Here is an 18279-nt window from a genome sequence, read left to right on the forward strand (position 1 = left end):
CTGCCCAGATCCCCACCGCAAAACCCACGCCCCGCCACCGCCGGACCCAGGCGACCTCAACCCCGCCCGATCCGGGGTTATCCACACGGGGTGGGTTGTCCACAGGCTCGCGAATCAGGGTCGCGCGAGGGGCGTGACCTGCGCCAACATAGGTGCATGGACAAGACACGAACCGCGAACCGACACACCACAACCCGCCCGGCCACACACCACGACGGGCGTCGCACACAGAAATTTCCCGCGCACGCCAAGAGGCCCGGGGGACTGCGAAGTCCACCCGGGCCCGGAAGCGTCAGCAATCAGCCTCGAACGACCTTGCCGGCCTTGAGGCACGAGGTGCACACGTTCAGGCGCTTGCGCTGGGACAGACCGATCTTGGCGTGCACGGTCTGAATGTTCGGGTTCCAGCGGCGGTTGGTACGCCGGTGGGAGTGCGAGACCGACTTGCCGAAGCCAGGTCCTTTGCCACAGACGTCGCACACGGCAGCCACGTCGAACTCCTTTGACCATTCAACAGAAGACAAAAACAAGCTCAGCATCCAGCCGAGCAACTCGACCATAGTAAACGACTGTCCGCGCGCCGCCCGCGCCCGGGTCGATACGCTGCCACCGACGTGAGGAGGTCGGGCGAGTGCGGGCGTTGGACGAGGCAGCCGTGGTGGCTTGGGCGTCGGCGTGCGTGCACAGCCTCGACGTGCTCAAGCCCGCCATCAACGGCATCAACGTCTACCCGGTCGCGGACGCCGACACCGGCTCGAACCTGCTCCACACGATGACCGGCGCTCGTGACGAGCTGGTTTCGGAGGGTGAGATCTCCGGGGCCGGGCAGGCGCTGGCGCTGCTCGCCCGCGGCGCGGTGCGCAACGCGCGCGGGAATTCCGGGGTCATCCTCTCGCAGGTGTTGCGGGGGATGGCGGATTCCGCCGGGGACGCCGTGGAGCTGGACGGGCCTGCCTTGTCCACGGCGCTCGTCCGCGCGGACAAGGTGGCGACGGAAGCGGTGGCGCGGCCGGTTTCGGGCACGATGCTCACCGTCCTGCAGGCGGTCGCGCAGGCGGTGGGCGGGCGGCAGCCGTTGGACGAGGTCGTGCGAAGCGCGGCGAAGGCGGCTTCGGCGGCGTTGGAGCAGACGCCGCAGCAGTTGCCGGTGCTGGCTTCGGCGGGAGTGGTGGACGCGGGCGCGCGCGGGTTGGTGGCGATCCTCGACGCGCTCGCGGGTGTGGTCACGGGCGCGGCAACGGAGCCGGCGCATTCCTGCGAGGCGCATACACACAGCGAGTCGGCGGAACCCGCGCCGTATGCGTGGGAGGTCATGTACCTCCTCGAGGGCGTCACGGAGCCGGAGCTGCCGCCGTTCCGGCGCACGCTGAGCGGCCTCGGGGACAGCGTGACCGTCGCCGGTGACGGCTCGGGCGCGTACGCGGTCCACGTGCACTGCGCGGACATCGGCGCGGCGATCGAGGCGGGGCTGGAGATCGGCCGTCCCCGCCGGATCCGGGTGGAGCCGCTGGTCACGCCGACGCCGCTGGAGGCGCCGACGGGGCCGGACCGCGCGGTGGTCGCGGTGGTGCGCGGGGAAGGGCTGGCGAGACTGATGAGGGAGGAGGGCGTCGCCGTGCTCGCGGTGCCGTCCGGGGTGCAACCGAGCGTGGAGGAGATGCTGGGCCTGATCACCGAGCGCGCGGTCGGGCACATCACGGTGCTGCCGGGCGACGCGCGGCTCACCGAAGCGGCCGACAACGCGGCCGGGCACGCCATGATCGGTGACCGGGACGTGGTCGTCATCCCGTGCGCCTCGCCGGTGCAGGTGCTGGCGGCGCTCGCGGTGCACGACGCGGGCCGCCGCGCGAACGACGACGTGGTGGCGATGGCGGAGGCCGCGGCCGCCACGCGGCGTGGTGAGCTCGTGGTCGCGGAGGAGGAGTCGATAACCTGGGTCGGGCGGGCGTACGCCGGTGACCTGATCGGTTTCGTCGACGGCGAGGTGGTCCTGGTCGAGCCGGGCTCGGGCGGGAACCTCGTGGCCGCCGCGCTGGAAGTGCTGCGGCGCATGCTGGCCGTCGGCGGGGAACTGGTCACGGTGCTGACCGGCGAAGGCGCGCCCGCCGGGGTGGGACAGGAGCTGGCGGACCGGCTGCGCGAGGAGCGGCCGGAGGTCGAGTTCGTGAGTTACCCCGGTGGCCAGACGGAGGCCGTGCTGCTGATCGGCGTGGAGTGAACGAATGACTGTCCTTGGCGACGAGCTGACCCCGTTGCTCGGCGGGAAAACGGCCAAAGCACTGGCCGAGGCACTGGACATCCACACGGTGAGCGACCTGCTCCGGCACTACCCCCGCCGGTACGCCGAGCGCGGCGAGCTGACGAACATCGCGGGACTGGAGATCGGCGAGCACGCCACGGTGATGGCGCGCATCGAGAAGGTCAACAAGCGCCGGATGCGCAACAAACCGGGCTGGATCCTGGAGATGACGATCACCGACGGCCAGCGCCGGTTGTCGTGTGCCTTCTTCGGCAACGCGCATCAGCGCGAGCGTGAGCTGAAACTGGGCAAGACGGGGCTGTTCGCGGGCAAGGTCACCGCCTTCCGCAACTCACTCCAGCTGTCCAACCCCGAGTACCAGATGCTCGACGAGGACTCCGAGTCCACAGTGGACGATTTCCTCGGCGCGATCATCCCGGTGTACCCGGCGGCTTCGGGCATGCCGTCCTGGTCCATCGCGCGCTGCGTGCGCCAGGTGCTGGACACGCTGGAACGCGAGCCCGACCCGATGCCGGAAGAGCTGCTCAAACAGTACGAATTCGTCGGCCTGTTCGAGGCGCTGCAGCACATCCACCGCCCGCCGGACCAGCAGGCTCTGGACGCCGCCCGCACCCGCCTCAAATGGGACGAGGCGATGGCGATCCAGCTGATCTTCGCGCAGCGGCGGCAGTCCGCGGGTGCCCGGCCGGCGCCCGCCTGCCCGCCGAAGCCGGACGGGATACTGGCCTCCTTCGACAAACGGCTGCCCTTCGACCTCACCGAGGGTCAACGTGAAGTGGGTGAGCACATCGCGGCCGATCTCGGCACCGAGCATCCGATGAACAGGTTGCTGCAAGGCGAGGTCGGCAGCGGCAAGACCATCGTCGCCCTGCGCGCGATGCTCCAGGCCGTCGACGCCGGGCGGCAGGCGGCGATGCTCGCGCCCACCGAAGTCCTTGCCGCGCAGCACGCTCGCTCCCTGCGCGAGATGCTCGGCGAACTCGGCCAGGCCGGGGAGCTGGGCGCGGCCGAGGAAGCCACGAAGATCACGCTGCTCACCGGGTCCATGCCCGCCAAGGAACGCAAACAGGCCTTGCTGGACGCGGCGAGTGGCGCGGCGGGCATCGTGGTCGGCACGCACGCGCTGATCCAGGATTCGGTCTCCTTCGCCGATCTCGGTTTCGTGGTGGTCGACGAACAGCACCGCTTCGGCGTCGAGCAGCGGGACGCGCTGCGCACGCGCGGAGCGAACGGCACAAGCCCGCACGTCCTGGTCATGACGGCCACGCCGATTCCGCGCACGGTGGCCATGACGGTGTACGGCGACCTGGAGATCTCGGCGTTGCGCCAGATGCCGGTGGGCCGGTCGCCGATCGCCACCACCGTCGTGCCGGTCGCGGAGAAGCCGGCCTGGCTCGACCGCGCCTGGCAGCGGGTGCGAGAAGAGGTCCAGAAGGGCCACCAGGCGTACGTGGTCTGCCCGCGCATCGGCGACGAACCGCCCTCGGACAAGAACGGCAGTGACCGCCGCCCGCCGCTGGCGGTGCTCGACGTCGCCGAGGAGCTGTCCGGAGGGCCGCTGGCGGGGCTCAAGCTCGGCGTGCTGCACGGCCGGATGCCCCCGGACGACAAGGACGCGGTGATGCGCGCCTTCGCCGCCGCCAAAGTCGACGTGCTCGTCGCCACCACGGTGATCGAGGTCGGCGTGAACGTGCCGAACGCGACGGCGATGGTGATCCTCGACGCGGACAGGTTCGGCGTCAGCCAGCTGCACCAGTTGCGCGGCCGGGTCGGCCGTGGTTCCGTGCCCGGGCTGTGCCTGCTGGTCACCGAAACGTTCGACGGCACCTCGACGCGGGAGCGGCTGGCGGCCGTGGAGTCCACAACGGACGGTTTCGAACTGTCCCGGCTGGACCTGGAACTACGTCGCGAGGGCGACATCCTCGGCGCCGCGCAGTCGGGCAAGCGCTCCGGGCTGAAGCTGCTTTCTCTGTTGCGTGACGAGGATATGATCGCCGAAGCACGTTCCCGCGCGCAGGAGGTCGTGGGGGGCGACCCGTCACTGGACGCCCACCCCGGCCTGCAGCAGATGGTCGCGTCCGTGGTCGACGACGAGCGGGCCGAGTTCCTGGAGAAGTCTTGAACCTCGATCATCTCGGCGATCTGGCCGGTGCCGCCCGGATCGTCGCGATCGGCGAGAACAACCACCACATCCACGAGTTCTCCGCGCTGCGCACGGAAATCCTCCGGTTTCTGGTGGAGCGCAAGGGTTTCACGATGCTGGGCTTCGAATCCGGGTTCGCCGAGGGCCGGTTCACCGAGGAGTGGCTGCGCGGTGGTCCCGGTGAGGTCGAGGAGGTGGGCCGCGCGGGATTCACGTTCTCCCTCGGCGAATCGGCGGAGATGCACGAGATGCTCACCTGGCTGCGCGGGCACGGCGGGGTCTCCTTCGCCGGGCTCGACGTGCCCAGCAGCGCCGGTTCGTCGCTGCCTGCGCTGACGGAGGTGCGCGCCTACCTTCGCAAGGTGGCGCCGGAAGCGGTGTCCTTTGTGGACGCCGCGATCGAAGCGGTCACGCCGTACGCCGCGGTGAGCAGCGGCGTCGCGCCCGCCCGCTACGGGCAACTCGACCAGCCCCAGCGGGACGCGGCCACGGCGGCGCTCACGAGGCTGGTGCAGCACCTGGAATCCCTCGCGCCCGTGTACCCCGAGCCGCAGATCCCGCTGCATCACGCGCGCGGCGCGCTGCGGCTGGACACGTACCTGCGCGAGCTGGCGGATCTCACCGCGGGCACCGCGCCGAAAGTGCAGAGCAGCTCCCGTGACACGTACATGGCGCAGACGCTTCGCTTGCTGGACAAGGGCGAACGCATCGTGCTGATGCTGCACAACGGGCATCTGCAGCGGGTGCCGATCCAGCTGATGCCCACCGCCGTCACGCCGACAGTCGGCACGCATCTGGCCGCGGCGTACGGGAACGAGTACTTCGCGCTCGGCGTCACGGCGGGCACGGGAACCACCACCGGCCTGCGCCCGGACGAGAACGCGCGGCTGGGTTTCACGCTGTACGAGCAGCAGTTGGACGAGCCGGCACCCGGCAGCGCCGAACACGCGCTCGCGGGGCGCGAGGCCGGTTTCGTCGCGGAGCCCACCGGCAGCAGCATCCGGCACGCGCACCTGTTCTCCGAAGTGGACGTCTCCGCCGCGTTCGACGCGCTGGCCTATTTCCCCGAACAGCGGGTGAGCGAGTCGGTACTCGCTCGATAGGGGCACAGCGTTTGTCCCGCCGTGGGTGAGCGGTCACCGTGAATCGTGCTCAAGTTTTCCGCGCGAATCCTCACCGTCCTGTTCACCGCCGTCCTCGCCGGTTCCGTCGCGTCCCCGGCGCTCGCCGATCCCGGCAGTCAGGAGAACCCGCCGAACTGGGGCCTGGACCGGATCGACCAGCGTGACGGGGCCACCGACCACCTTTACCGGTACGACACCACGGCTTCTGACGTCACGGTGTATGTCATCGGCACCGGCGTGGACGCGAAGCAGGCCGATTTCGAAGGGCGCGTCGAGCCGGGCAAGAACTTCGTCGAGGGCAACGACGAGGCGAGCGACGGCAACGGCGACGGCACCCGGATGGCCAGCATCGTCGGCGGCAAGGACTACGGGGTGGCCAAGGCCGTGCACATCGTGCCGGTGCGGGTACTGGACAACTCGGGCGCCGGCAACCTGACCAACATCGTGGCCGGCCTGGACTGGGTGGCGAAGAACGCGAAGCAGCCCGCGGTGGCGGTGCTCGGCATCGGCGGCCCCGCGAACGACCAGCTCGACACCGCTGTGCGCGCGCTGACCGCCGTCATGCCGGTGGCCGTTCCGGCCGGCTGGTCGGCCACGGACGCCGCGAACTCGTCGCCGGGCCGCGTCGCCGAAGCGCTCACCGTCGGCGCTGTCGACGCGGAGAACAAGATCGCCCCGAAGTCCAATTTCGGTGCCGGGGTGGACGTTTTCGCCCCCGGCGTGGACATCGTCTCGGCGACCAACACCAGCCCGAGCGCCGCGTCGGGCGCGAACGAAGCCGCGGCCTTCGCCGCCGGAGCCGCCGCGCTCTACCGCGCCGAGCACCCCGCCGCGACGCCCGCCGAGGTCACGCACGGGATTGCGGCGAACGCGACGCAGAACGTGCTCACCGGGTTGTCCGACGGCACCCCGAACCGCCTCCTCTCCACCGTCTCCGACGACTGACCCATTCCGCCGGTCCCGTGCGCGCACGGCGACGACGCGTGCACGGAGCCGAGTGGATCACGGGCGCGTGAAGCAAACCTGCCGGTCAGATGATGTCCATCACCCGGAACACCGCTCCCGCCAAGCGGGATCGGCAAGGTAACGTCAACGGTCCACCGATCCGCAGGTAACAGGAAGGACCGGCATGTTCCGGAAGGTACTGGTCGCCAACCGCGGCGAGATCGCCATCCGCGCGTTCCGCGCCGGCTACGAGCTCGGCGCCGGCACAGTGGCGGTTTTCCCGTACGAAGACCGAAACTCGCTGCACCGCCTCAAGGCCGACGAGGCCTACGAGATCGGCGAGCAGGGCCACCCGGTTCGCGCCTATCTGTCCGTCGAAGAGATCGTGCGCGCCGCGCGCCAGGCCGGAGCCGACGCGGTGTACCCGGGCTACGGCTTCCTGTCGGAGAACCCGGACCTCGCGCTCGCCTGCGCCGAAGCGGGCATCACGTTCGTCGGCCCGAGCGCGGAGATCCTGGAGCTGACGGGGAACAAGGCCCGCGCGGTCGCGGCCGCGCGTGACGCGGGCGTGCCGGTGCTCGGGTCCTCGCGCCCCTCGACCGATGTGGACGAGTTGCTCGCGGCGGCCGACGAAATCGGTTTCCCGGTGTTCGTCAAGGCCGTCGCCGGTGGTGGCGGGCGCGGGATGCGCCGCGTGGACGACCCGGCGAACCTGCGCGAGTCCATCGAGGCCGCCGCGCGCGAGGCCGAGTCGGCGTTCGGCGACCCGACGGTCTTCCTCGAGAAGGCCGTGGTCGACCCGCGCCACATCGAGGTCCAGATCCTCGCCGACGGCGCGGGCAACGTGATCCACCTCTACGAGCGCGACTGTTCCGTGCAGCGCCGCCACCAGAAGGTCATCGAGCTGGCCCCGGCGCCGAACCTGCCGCCCGAGATCCGGGAGAAGATCTGCGAGGACGCCGTCGCGTTCGCCCGCAAGATCGGCTACCGCAACGCGGGCACCGTCGAGTTCCTGCTCGACAAGCAGGGCAGGCACCACTTCATCGAGATGAACCCGCGTATCCAGGTCGAGCACACGGTGACCGAAGAGGTCACCGACGTCGACCTGGTGCAGTCGCAGATGCGGATCGCGGCGGGGGAGACGCTCGCGGATCTCGGGCTGTCGCAGGAGAAGATCTACCTGCGCGGCGCCGCGATGCAGTGCCGGATCACCACCGAGGACCCGGCCAACGGTTTCCGCCCGGACACCGGGATGATCAGCGCCTACCGTTCGCCGGGCGGGTCCGGCATCCGGCTCGACGGCGGCACCGCCTTCGCGGGCACCGAGATCAGCGCCCACTTCGACTCGATGCTCGTCAAGCTCACCTGCCGCGGCCGCGACTTCACGACCGCCGTCGGCCGCGCCCGCCGCGCGCTCGCCGAGTTCCGCATCCGCGGTGTCGCGACGAACATCCCGTTCCTGCAAGCGGTTCTGGACGACGAGGACTTCCGGGAAGGGCGGGTCACCACCTCGTTCATCGAGGAGCGCCCGCATTTGCTGACGGCGCGCCACTCCGCGGACCGCGGCACCCGCCTGCTCACGTACCTCGCCGACGTCACCGTCAACAAGCCCAACGGGGACAGGCCGCGCCTGATCGACCCGAAGGCCAAGCTGCCGGAGCTGCCTTCGGGCGAGCCCCCCGCCGGGTCGAAGCAGAAGCTGACCGAGCTCGGCCCGGAGGGCTTCGCCCGCTGGATGCGCGAGTCCAAGACGGTCGGGATCACCGACACCACCTTCCGGGACGCGCACCAGTCGCTGCTGGCCACCCGCGTCCGCACGAAGGACCTGCTCGCGGTCGCGCCGGTCGTCGCGCACACGACGCCGGAGCTGCTGTCGCTGGAATGCTGGGGCGGCGCCACGTACGACGTCGCGCTCCGGTTCCTCGCCGAGGACCCGTGGGAGCGGCTCGCGCAGCTGCGCGAAGCGGTGCCGAACATCTGCCTGCAGATGTTGCTGCGCGGGCGGAACACCGTCGGCTACACGCCTTACCCGACGGAGGTCACCAACGCCTTCGTCGAGGAGGCCACCGAGACCGGGATCGACATCTTCCGCATCTTCGACGCGCTCAACGACGTCGAGCAGATGCGCCCGGCCATCGAAGCGGTGCGGGAGACCGGAAAGGCCGTCGCCGAGGTCGCGCTCTGCTACACCTCGGACCTCTCGGACCCGGCCGAGAAACTGTACACATTGGACTACTACCTGAAGCTCGCCGAGCAGATCGTTGGCGCGGGCGCGCACGTGCTGGCGATCAAGGACATGGCGGGCCTGCTGCGGGCGCCTGCCGCGGCGAAGCTGGTTTCCGCGCTGCGCAAGGAGTTCGACCTCCCGGTGCACATCCACACGCACGACACCGCGGGCGGCCAGCTGGCCACGTACCTCGCGGCGATCAACGCGGGCGCGGACGCCGTGGACGGTGCGGTCGCCTCGATGGCGGGCACCACGTCGCAGCCTTCGCTGTCGGCGATCGTCGCGGCCACCGACCACTCGGAGCGCCCCACGGGCCTGAGCCTGCAGGCGATCGGCGATCTGGAGCCGTACTGGGAGATCGTGCGCAAGATCTACGCGCCGTTCGAAGCGGGGCTCGCCTCGCCGACCGGCCGCGTGTACGACCACGAGATCCCCGGCGGCCAGCTGTCCAACCTGCGCACGCAGGCGCGGGCGCTGGGCCTCGGCGACAGGTTCGAGGACATCGAGGCGATGTACGCGGCCGCGGACAAGATCCTCGGCCACCTGGTCAAGGTCACCCCTTCGTCCAAAGTGGTCGGTGACCTCGCGCTGCACCTCGTCGGTGCCGGGGTGGAGCCGGAGAAGTTCGAGGCGGAGCCCAACCGCTTCGACATCCCGGACTCGGTGATCGGCTTCCTGCGCGGCGAACTGGGCGACCCGCCCGGCGGCTGGCCGGAACCGTTCCGCAGCAAGGCCCTCGAAGGCCGCGCCGAGCCGAAGCCCGAGACGCGGCTGACGGACGAGGAGCGCCAGGGCCTGGCGGAGAACCGCCGTCAGACGTTGAACCGCCTGCTGTTCCCGGCGCCGACGAAGGAGTTCGAGGCGCACCGCGAGGCGTACGGCGACACGAGCGTGCTGCCCAGCAAGGACTTCTTCTACGGGCTGCGCCCCGGCGAGGAGTACCAGGTCGACCTGGAGCCTGGCGTGCGTCTGCTCATCGAGCTCGAGGCGATCGGCGAGGCCGACGAGCGCGGGATGCGCACGGTCATGTCCACGCTGAACGGGCAGCTGCGGCCGATCCAGGTGCGCGACCGTTCGGTGGCCTCGGATCTGCCCGCGGCCGAGAAGGCCGACAAGGGCAACCCGAAGCACGTCGCCGCCCCGTTCGCCGGTGTGGTCACCCTTTCGGTGGCCGAGGGCGACGAGGTGGCCGAGGGCGCGACGGTCGCCACGATCGAGGCCATGAAGATGGAGGCGGCGATCACCGCGTCCAGCGCCGGGAAGGTCGGCAGGCTCGCGATCAACTCGGTGCAGCAGGTCGAGGGCGGCGACCTGCTGATCGTCCTCGAGTAGCAGAAAACCCGTGGACTTTCCCACAGTCTGTCCTGTGGGAAAGTCCACGGTCCGAGAATCCGGCAGTTCGGGCGAATCGCCAATACAGCAGGCGACGTGAAGTCAGCATAAGTGCTTGAATGAAGTGCGTGGTTACCTCGCATAATGCCGCGGGTACCGTGCACGCCCTGGTGCGTGCCGTACTCGGCAGCGCACTCCCGTTGCACATCCGTTGCTGGGACGGAAGCGAGGCCGGCCCGCCGGACGCGCCCGTCCGACTGGTGCTCAGGCATCGCAGGGCGTTGCGCCGGCTCGTCTGGGCGCCGAACGAAATCGGTCTCGCCCGCGCTTTCGTCTCCGGTGATCTCGACGTCGAATCCGATTTCTTCGAAAGCCTGAGCAGCCTGGAACGGATCCTCAAGGGGTCGGCGGGCCCCCGGGACGTGGACCGGCAGACCAAGTGGGAGCTGTTCCGCTCCGCGCTGCGCCTCGGCGCGATCGGCCTGCCGCCGAAGCCGCCCGCGGAGGAGATCCGGCTCGGCGGGCCGCTGCATTCGCTGCGCCGCGATTCCGCCGCGATCAGCCACCACTACGACGTCGGGAACGATTTCTACGCGCTCGTGCTCGGCCCGAGCATGACCTATTCGTGCGCCGTCTGGGACGACGACGCCAAAACCCTGGAGGACGCGCAGACCGCGAAGGTGGATCTGGTCGCGCGCAAGCTCGGGCTGAATTCGGAGAGCCGGGTGCTCGACGTCGGCTGCGGCTGGGGCACGTTCGTCATACACGCCGCCCGCGAGTACGGGGCGCACGCCGTCGGTGTCACGCTCTCCCAGGCACAGGCCGATTTCGCCCGCAAGAGGGCAGCCGAGGAAGGGCTGTCGGAGCTGGTGGAGATCCGCGTGCAGGACTACCGCGAGGTGCGCGACGGCCCGTTCGACGCGATCGCCAGCATCGGCATGGCCGAGCACGTGGGCCTGAGCCAGCTGCCCACCTACACGGCCGCGCTGTATGCGTTGCTGCGTCCGGGCGGGCGCCTGCTGAACCACGCGATTTCGCGGAAGGCGGGCGTCGTGGGCCACACCACCGATCGCACGTCGTTCATCAACCGCTACGTCTTCCCGGATGGTGAGCTGGAAACCCTGTCCACCATGACGACGGCGATCGAGGACGCCGGCTTCGAGGTGCGGGACGTCGAGGCGCTGCGGGAGCACTACGCCCTGACGTTGCGCGAGTGGGTGGCGAACCTGGAAGCCAACTGGGACAAGGCCGTCCGCCTCACGAGCGAAGGCCGTGCCCGCGTCTGGCGCCTGTACATGGCGGCTTCGGCGCTCACGTTCGAGAGCGGCAGCATCGGGGTCAACCAGGTGCTGGCGGTCAAGAGCGAGGACGGGAAGTCGGGGCTGCCCCGCACCCGGAAAGCCTGGCTTTCCTAGCGGCTGCACCGTTTCCGTTCGCCCGCCGCCGGGGCCCGTACCCCACGCGGCGGGCGCCCAGCTCCCCACCCGCGCCCACAGAAACAACAAACACGCCCACAGGAACAGCAAACACGCGCCCCAGGTGGGCAAACACGCCCACAGAAACAGCAAACACGCCCGCGGGAGCGGCAAACACGCCCGGGGCGCTACCCGCTCGGGCGTGTTTGCTGCTCTCGTTGGCGTGTTGGCTGGCCCGGTTTGTGTGTTGGCTGGTTCGGGGGGTGTGTTGGCCGCTCCTGGAGGCCTGGGCGCCCGGGGGGCCGGGGCGAGGCGCGGGAGGGGCCCCGCCCGCGGAAACCCTTACCGCGCCAGGGCTTTCACCAGTTCGTACGAGTGCACGCGGTCGGCTTGGCCGTGGACCATCGTGGTGACCATGATCTCGTCCGCGCCCGTGTCGGAGATCAGCTGGTCCAGCCCCTTCCGCACGGTCTCGGGCGAGCCGATGATGTTGCTGCCGAAGCGTTCCTCCAGGAACTGCCGGTCGAGATCCGTGTACGGGTACTCCGCCGCCTCCTCGGGCGTCGGCAGCGGGATCGGCCGGCCGCGGCGCAGCGAAAGGAAAGTCAGCCCGCTCGGCCCCGCCAGGAACTGGGCACGCTCGTCCGTGTCGGCGGCGATCACCGCGGCGCCGAGCATCAGGTACGGCTCCTGCAGCGTCGCCGACGGGCGGAACGACTCGCGGTACAACCGCACCGCCGGCAGGGTGTTCTGCGCGCTGAAGTGGTGCGCGAACGCGAACGGCAGGCCGAGCGCGCCGGCCAGCTGGGCGCTGAACCCGCTCGAACCCAGCAGCCAGAACGGCGGCTTGTTGCCGACCGCGGGCACCGCGTTCACCGTGCGCGCGGCGTCCTCGTCGAAGTAGTCCATCAGCTCGGCCAGCTGCTGCGGGAAGTTCTCGGCGTTCAGCGCGGCCATCGAACCGCGGACGGCGAGCGCGGTGCGCTGGTCGGTGCCGGGCGCGCGGCCGATGCCGAGGTCGATGCGGCCGGGGTGGAACGCCTCCAGCATCCCGAACTGCTCGGCCACGATCAGCGGCGCGTGGTTCGGCAGCATGATCCCGCCGGAACCCACGCGGATCTTCTCCGTCGCCTGCGCCACGTGCCCGATCAGCACGGCCGTCGCCGAGCTCGCGATACCGGGCATGTTGTGGTGTTCGGCGACCCAGAACCGGTGATAGCCGAGGCGTTCGGTCTCCCTGGCGAGGTCGATCGTGTTGCGCAGGGCCGTACCCGCGTCGCCGTCGCTGGGGATCGGCGAAAGATCGAGCACGGACAGCTTGACGTCGGAAACGGAGGAGGAGGTCACCTCCGGAACAACGCTCGCGCCCCCTAGAGCCATTCCCGGTCGGACGCCACGACGGTGAGCTGTTGGGTGGCCCTGGTCAGCGCGACGTAGAGCACGCGGCGGCCGGTGGTCGACTCGGTGATCAGCTCCGTCGGCTCGACCAGCACGACCGCGTCGTACTCCAGCCCCTTCGAATCCAGGCTGCCCACGACCTTCAGCCGCTCGTCCGCCCGGCCCTGCAGCCAGCTCCGCACCTCCGGCACGCGGTCCATCGCGCAGATCACGCCGACGGTGCCTTCGACCGAGTCCATCAGGTCCTTCGCCGCGGCCTGCACCGAACCCTCGACACCGGGCTTGTCGACGATCCGCACGTCCGGTTCGAGCCCGGTGGCGCGCACCGCCTTGGGCAGCTCGTCCTCCTTGGCGTGCCCGGCGACCACGCGGGCGGCCAGGTCGAAGATCTCCGCGGAGTTCCGGTAGTTGGTGCGCAGCGTGTAGCGCCGCCTCGGCGTGCGGACGCCGAACGCATGGTCACGCGCCTGCGCGGCCTCGTCCGGGTCGGGCCACGAACTCTGCACCGGGTCGCCGACCACGGTCCAGCTCGCGTACTTGCCGCGCCGCCCGATCATCCGCCACTGCATCGGCGACAGGTCCTGTGACTCGTCGACCACGATGTGCGAGTACTCGTCGTAGTGCTCGGGCCGGTGCGTCGTAGGCGATCCGTCGCTTCCGCGCGCCGGGGGAGCGGCGTCCAGTTCCAGTTGCTGCGCCCGGCGGCGGCGCTTCGGCGGCTGTCCGATCAGCACACGCAGCTCGTCGAGCAGGGCGACGTCCGCGACGGACCATTCCTGTTCGCGGTCCGCGTAGCCCGCCGCGAGCAGGTCGATCTCCTCGCGGCTAAGCACTCCTTTGCCCGCCCTCGTGAGGCGCGCGGGATCGCCGAGCGAGCGCAGGATTTCGCCCGGGTACAGGATCGGCCACCACACCACGAGGAACCGGTGGAAGTCGATGCGCTCGCCGAGATCGGTGATCAGCTCCGCGCGGTCGATGGTCCGGCCGTCGGCGCGGGCGTTCTCCTCTGCCTTGTCCGCCAACGCTTCCAGCAGTGTTTCGGCCGCGCGCACGCGTGAGCGGTTCGGCGGGCCGCCGTGCCCGTGCACCTTGCGGCGGACCTTGTCCAGCTCCTTGCCGCGCAGCTTCAGGACCTCGCCGCGATAGACGATGCGCATCTCGTCCGGCACGCCGGGAGGCGCGTCCCGCATCGCGCGCGTGAGCACGCGGCGCATACGCAGCGAACCCTTGATCGCGGCCAGTTTCGCCGGGTCTTGCCGCGTCGCGACGATCCCGTCGAGCACCTCGCCCAGCGCGCGCAGTTCGACGTTCGTCTCACCCATCGACGGCAGCACGCGCGAGATGTAGCTGGTGAACACGCCGGACGGGCCCAGCACGAACACGCCCGCGCCGCCGAGCTGGCGGCGGTAGCGGTACAGCAGGTACGCGGCGCGGTGCAGCGCGACGGCCGTCTTGCCGGTGCCAGGGCCGCCGGTGATCTCGGTGACGCCGCGCCAGGGCGCGCGGATCACCTCGTCCTGCTCGCGCTGGATGGTGGCGACGATGTCGCGCATCTTCTCGCCGCGCGAGCGGCCGAGCGCGGCCATCAGCGCGCCCTCGCCGACGATCCGCATGTCGTCCGGGACGGCGTCGGCGATCAGCACGTCGTCGTCGACGTCGAGCACGTTCTGCCCGGAACAGCGGATGACGCGGCGGCGGACCACGTCCATCGGTTCCTCGGCGGTGGCCTGGTAGAAGGCGGCGGCCGCGGGGGCGCGCCAGTCGGTGACCAGGTTGTCGAACTCGGCGTCGCGGATGCCGAGCCTGCCGACGTAGATCTTTTCGCCGCTGGTCTGGTCCAGCCTGCCGAACACGAGGCCCTCGTACTCGGCGTCCAGCGTCTGCAGGGTCTGGTTGGCGTGGAACACCATCATGTCCCGCTCGAAGAGCATCGACGCCTGCTCGAACACGGCCTCGCGCTGCGCGCCGTGGCCGATCTCGTACCCCTTCGCGCGCATGGCCTCGGCCTGGGAGCGGAGTTCGGCGAGCCTGGCGTAGACGCGATCGACGTGACCTTGCTCGATGGCGATCTCGGCCCGTCTGACCCGAGGTTCCGACACGCAGTGCTCCTACAGCCAACTTGCCCGCAACAGGAAGAACGACTCTACGCGTGCCGCCGGAACCCTTCACCAAGTCCCGGCCACTAATCGGTGGCTGACAAGATGGCGCGGTGACCAGGATCGTGGCCGGGAAAGCGGGCGGGCGCAGGCTCAAGGTGCCGCCGCAGGGGACGAGGCCGACGTCCGAGCGGGTCCGGGAAGCCCTGTTCAACGCGCTGGAAGCCGCGGGCGAGCTGCGTGACGCGCGAATTCTCGACCTCTACGCCGGCTCCGGCGCGCTCGGGCTCGAGGCCCTTTCGCGCGGCGCGGCGGACGCGGTGTTCGTCGAATCGGATCGCCGGGCGGTGGCCGTGCTGCGCGGAAATGTGGCGGAACTCGCGTTGGGCGGCACGGTCCGCCCGGGGCCGGTGAACACCGTTTTGACGCAGCCCGCGGACAAACCCTTCGATCTGGTGCTCGCCGACCCGCCCTACGCCGTCGACGCCGCCGCGCTCGGCGTGATGCTCGAGGCGCTGGCCGCGGGCGGCTGGCTGGTGCCCGACGGGCTCGTGATCATCGAACGCGCGGAGCGCGCCGGCGAACCCCGCTGGCCTGCGGGTTTCGAGTCGCTGCGCACCATGCGCCACGGCGACACGGCGCTGTACTGGGCGGAGTACGTCACTTCACCGCGCCAGGGGGCCTGACGGCCCGGTAACGTCCGCTTCATGCGGCGAGCGGTGTGTCCCGGTTCCTATGACCCAGCGACCAATGGACATCTCGACATCATCGAACGTTCCTCGACCCTCTTCGACGAGGTCGTGGTCGCGGTGCTGATCAACAAGAGCAAGAAGGGCCTGTTCTCCATCGAAGAGCGGATGGAGATGCTGACCGAGACGACGGCGCACCTGCCGAACGTGCGGATCGACTCGTGGCACGGGCTGCTCGTCGACTACTGCAGGCAGCACGACATCGCGGCCATCGCCAAGGGCCTGCGCTCGGTCAGCGACTTCGACTACGAGCTGCAGATGGCGCAGATGAACCGCGAGCTGTCCGGGGTGGAAACCCTGCTGATGTCGAACAACCCGGCCTACGGGTTCGTGTCCAGCTCGCTGGTCAAGGAGATCGCTACTTACGGCGGGGACGTGAAGAACCTGGTCCCGGGCGTGGTGTTCGAGCGATTGATGGCGAAGGTGGCCGGGCGTGCTGCGCCGACTATTACCGATCCGGCCGGCAGTCACGGCTCAGCGGACTGAAGTAGGCGGGCTGCCGGTTGGCGGGGTTGGCCTGCTTTCGGGCCGGATCGGTAACTCGGACGGCTGACGACGTTCGTCGGGACTTCCCCTGGTGATCACATTTTCGGGTTACGGTCCGAAAATGACTGACAGAACGCGCCGGGCGGCCGGAGCGCTGCTCGCCCTTTTGGTCACCCTGCTCACCGGATTCGGCGTCGCCGCGCCAGCGCAGGCGGCACCCACCGTCGCCACTTCCGTTGCCGCGCAACCGGATTGTGGCGACACCTCGAGCTACACGGTCGTCAAGCTCAGCGCGCTGCCCGCCGAAGCGACCGACACCTACAACCTCATCCAGCAAGGCGGTCCGTACCCGTACGATCAGGACGGCACCGTCTTCTCCAACCGCGAGGGCCTGCTCCCGGCCTGCGCCTCCGGGTACTACCACGAGTACACGGTGGTCACCCCGGGTAGCGACACCCGCGGCACGCGGCGGATCGTCACCGGTTCGGGCGGCGAGTACTTCTACACCGGTGACCACTACGAAAGCTTCCAGCTCATCGACGTGAACTCCTAGTTCACCTGACACGCCCGCCCGTCGCCCACCGCCACCCTCAACGGAGACGCTGACGCGTCGCGGACACGCCCATGCATGGCCTCCTCCGAGGCCTTTCCTCCATTTAGCGGCAGACTGGACGCTGTACGTGGGGAAGGGCCACCGGAGGAGTTGCCGTGTACCGGGTGTTCGAGGCTCTCGACGAGCTCGTGACGATCGTGGAAGAGGCACGGGGCGTGCCGATGACTTCCAGCTGCGTGGTCCCGCGCGGCGACATGCTCGAGCTCCTCGACGACGTCCGAGACGCGCTGCCGCGTGAAGTGGACGACGCGCAGGACGTGCTCGACAAACGGGACGAGGTGCTGCAGAAGGCGCGCTCCGAGGCGCACGAAACCGTCACGCACGCCAACCAGGAAGCCGAGACGACGGTCGCGCAGGCCAGCGACGAGGCACAGCGCCTGCTCTCCGACGCGCAGGCGCGGGCCGAGCAGATCATGGCCGACGCGCACGCCGAGGCCGAGCGCATGATCGCCGCGGGGCAGGCCGAGTACCAGAACCTCGTCGAACGGTCCCGGTCCGAATCCGAGCGGATGATCCAGGCCGGCCGCGAGGCCTACGACCGCGCCATCGAGGACGCCCGGCACGAGCAGGCCCGGCTGGTCTCGCAGACCGAAGTGGTCCAGGCCGCGCACGCCGAGTCCGCCCGCATCGTCGACCAGGCACACGTCGAGGCCGACCAGCAGCGGACGGAGTGCGACGCGTACGTCGACGGGAAGCTCGCCGAGTTCTCCGAGCTGCTGTCGACCACGCTCCGCACGGTCGATTCGGGCCGCAACCACCTCCGTGCTCCCGCGGGCCTCGGCCAGCGCACCCCGCTGTACGACTACCAGCCCTGACGCCCGGTAGCCTGGTGGGGTTGCCCATCTCGATACCTGATCCGAGTGCACTCACCATGTCTGAAGACAAGACCTTCCTCGACACGCGCAATCCCTGGGTGATCGACACCCACGAGCTGGGACGCCGCGCGGGCCAGAGCCGTACCGTCGAACGGAACGCGCCGGTCACCACCGCGCTGGGCGTGCCCGGCGTGATCCTCGTGCCCGAGGGTTCCGAGATCGAGCTGGACCTGCTGCTGGAGTCGGTCGTGGAGGGTGTGCTGGTCACCGGCACCGCCGCGGCGCGCACCGAGGGCCAGTGCTCGCGCTGCCTCGACCCGCTCTCCGACGAGATCGAGATCGAGCTGACCGAGCTGTTCGCGTACCCGGACTCGACCACCGAGGCCACCACCGACGAGGACGAGGTCAGCAGGCTGGTCGACGGCAAGCTCGACCTCGAGCCCGCGGTCCGTGACGCGCTCGTGCTGGCCCTGCCGCAGGTGCCGCTGTGCACCGAGGACTGCCCAGGGCTGTGCCCGGAATGCGGCGGGAAGTGGGCCGATCTCGAGCCCGGCCACGGGCATGAGAAGATAGATCCTCGGTGGGCCGCGTTGGTCGAGCGCTTCGGTGACTCCCCTTCCGCCGGCCCGGACCAGCAGGCTTGACGAGCAGCAGCTCGGAAGCAAGTAAGCAGTGC

At 69.8% G+C, this 18279-nt stretch carries 14 protein-coding genes; 11 read left to right on the plus strand and 3 right to left on the minus strand.

Annotation, left to right across the window (positions count from 1 at the left end; genetic code table 11):
• Window positions 1-299: 299 nt before the first annotated feature.
• Window positions 300-491 carry a 50S ribosomal protein L28 gene (rpmB, locus tag FPZ12_RS37685; protein ID WP_112272104.1) on the minus strand — a complete coding sequence of 64 codons (192 nt, stop codon included), beginning with the start codon at window positions 489-491 and terminating at the stop codon, window positions 300-302.
• A gap of 140 nt (window positions 492-631) precedes the next feature.
• Here rpmB and FPZ12_RS37690 point away from each other — a divergent pair, with 140 nt between their 5' ends.
• The 6 genes from FPZ12_RS37690 to FPZ12_RS37715 all read left to right on the plus strand — a co-directional run bounded on the left by FPZ12_RS37690 (window position 632) and on the right by FPZ12_RS37715 (window position 11446).
• Window positions 632-2218 (plus strand): DAK2 domain-containing protein, encoded by a 1587-nt coding sequence (locus FPZ12_RS37690; protein WP_144760224.1) that lies wholly within the window; start codon window positions 632-634, stop codon window positions 2216-2218.
• Window positions 2219-2222: 4 nt separating this feature from the next.
• Window positions 2223-4382 (plus strand): ATP-dependent DNA helicase RecG, encoded by a 2160-nt coding sequence (gene recG, locus FPZ12_RS37695; protein ID WP_144760227.1) that lies wholly within the window; start codon window positions 2223-2225, stop codon window positions 4380-4382.
• On the plus strand, window positions 4379-5506 hold the full coding sequence (locus FPZ12_RS37700; RefSeq protein WP_144760230.1) for an erythromycin esterase family protein: 1128 nt from the start codon (window positions 4379-4381) through the stop codon (window positions 5504-5506). Before recG ends, FPZ12_RS37700 begins: the two co-directional genes overlap by 4 nt.
• Before the next feature lie 45 nt (window positions 5507-5551).
• Complete coding sequence (locus FPZ12_RS37705) at window positions 5552-6472, plus strand: S8 family peptidase (protein ID WP_243770239.1); 921 nt, start codon at window positions 5552-5554, stop codon at window positions 6470-6472.
• 184 nt (window positions 6473-6656) lie between these two features.
• Complete coding sequence (locus FPZ12_RS37710) at window positions 6657-10031, plus strand: pyruvate carboxylase (RefSeq protein ID WP_144760233.1); 3375 nt, start codon at window positions 6657-6659, stop codon at window positions 10029-10031.
• Between the two features lie 119 nt (window positions 10032-10150).
• Entirely contained in the window at window positions 10151-11446 is a 1296-nt protein-coding gene (locus FPZ12_RS37715) for an SAM-dependent methyltransferase (protein WP_144760236.1), read from the plus strand.
• A gap of 342 nt (window positions 11447-11788) precedes the next feature.
• Here FPZ12_RS37715 and FPZ12_RS37720 read toward each other — a convergent pair whose 3' ends face one another.
• The gene (locus FPZ12_RS37720; protein WP_144760891.1) at window positions 11789-12826 is read right to left on the minus strand and encodes an LLM class flavin-dependent oxidoreductase; all 1038 of its coding nucleotides are present in this window, start codon (window positions 12824-12826) and stop codon (window positions 11789-11791) included.
• Window positions 12817-14943 carry a HelD family protein gene (locus FPZ12_RS37725; protein WP_144760894.1) on the minus strand — a complete coding sequence of 709 codons (2127 nt, stop codon included), beginning with the start codon at window positions 14941-14943 and terminating at the stop codon, window positions 12817-12819. The genes FPZ12_RS37720 and FPZ12_RS37725 overlap by 10 nt, the downstream gene beginning before the upstream one ends.
• A gap of 110 nt (window positions 14944-15053) precedes the next feature.
• On the opposite strand from FPZ12_RS37725, the gene rsmD reads away from it, so the two are divergent.
• The 5 genes from rsmD (at window position 15054) to FPZ12_RS37750 (ending at window position 18247) form a co-directional block, all read left to right on the plus strand.
• Window positions 15054-15626 carry a 16S rRNA (guanine(966)-N(2))-methyltransferase RsmD gene (rsmD, locus tag FPZ12_RS37730; protein WP_208026150.1) on the plus strand — a complete coding sequence of 191 codons (573 nt, stop codon included), beginning with the start codon at window positions 15054-15056 and terminating at the stop codon, window positions 15624-15626.
• A gap of 21 nt (window positions 15627-15647) precedes the next feature.
• The gene (gene coaD / locus FPZ12_RS37735; RefSeq protein WP_144760897.1) at window positions 15648-16175 is read left to right on the plus strand and encodes a pantetheine-phosphate adenylyltransferase; all 528 of its coding nucleotides are present in this window, start codon (window positions 15648-15650) and stop codon (window positions 16173-16175) included.
• 121 nt (window positions 16176-16296) lie between these two features.
• The gene (locus FPZ12_RS37740; protein ID WP_144760900.1) at window positions 16297-16728 is read left to right on the plus strand and encodes a guanyl-specific ribonuclease; all 432 of its coding nucleotides are present in this window, start codon (window positions 16297-16299) and stop codon (window positions 16726-16728) included.
• Between the two features lie 155 nt (window positions 16729-16883).
• Window positions 16884-17603 carry a DivIVA domain-containing protein gene (locus FPZ12_RS37745; protein WP_144760903.1) on the plus strand — a complete coding sequence of 240 codons (720 nt, stop codon included), beginning with the start codon at window positions 16884-16886 and terminating at the stop codon, window positions 17601-17603.
• Between the two features lie 56 nt (window positions 17604-17659).
• On the plus strand, window positions 17660-18247 hold the full coding sequence (locus FPZ12_RS37750; protein WP_144760906.1) for a YceD family protein: 588 nt from the start codon (window positions 17660-17662) through the stop codon (window positions 18245-18247).
• The last annotated feature ends 32 nt before the right edge of the window (window positions 18248-18279 follow it).

Origin of the sequence: Amycolatopsis acidicola (assembly GCF_007713735.2) — a bacterium.
GTDB lineage: Bacteria > Actinomycetota > Actinomycetes > Mycobacteriales > Pseudonocardiaceae > Amycolatopsis_E > Amycolatopsis_E acidicola.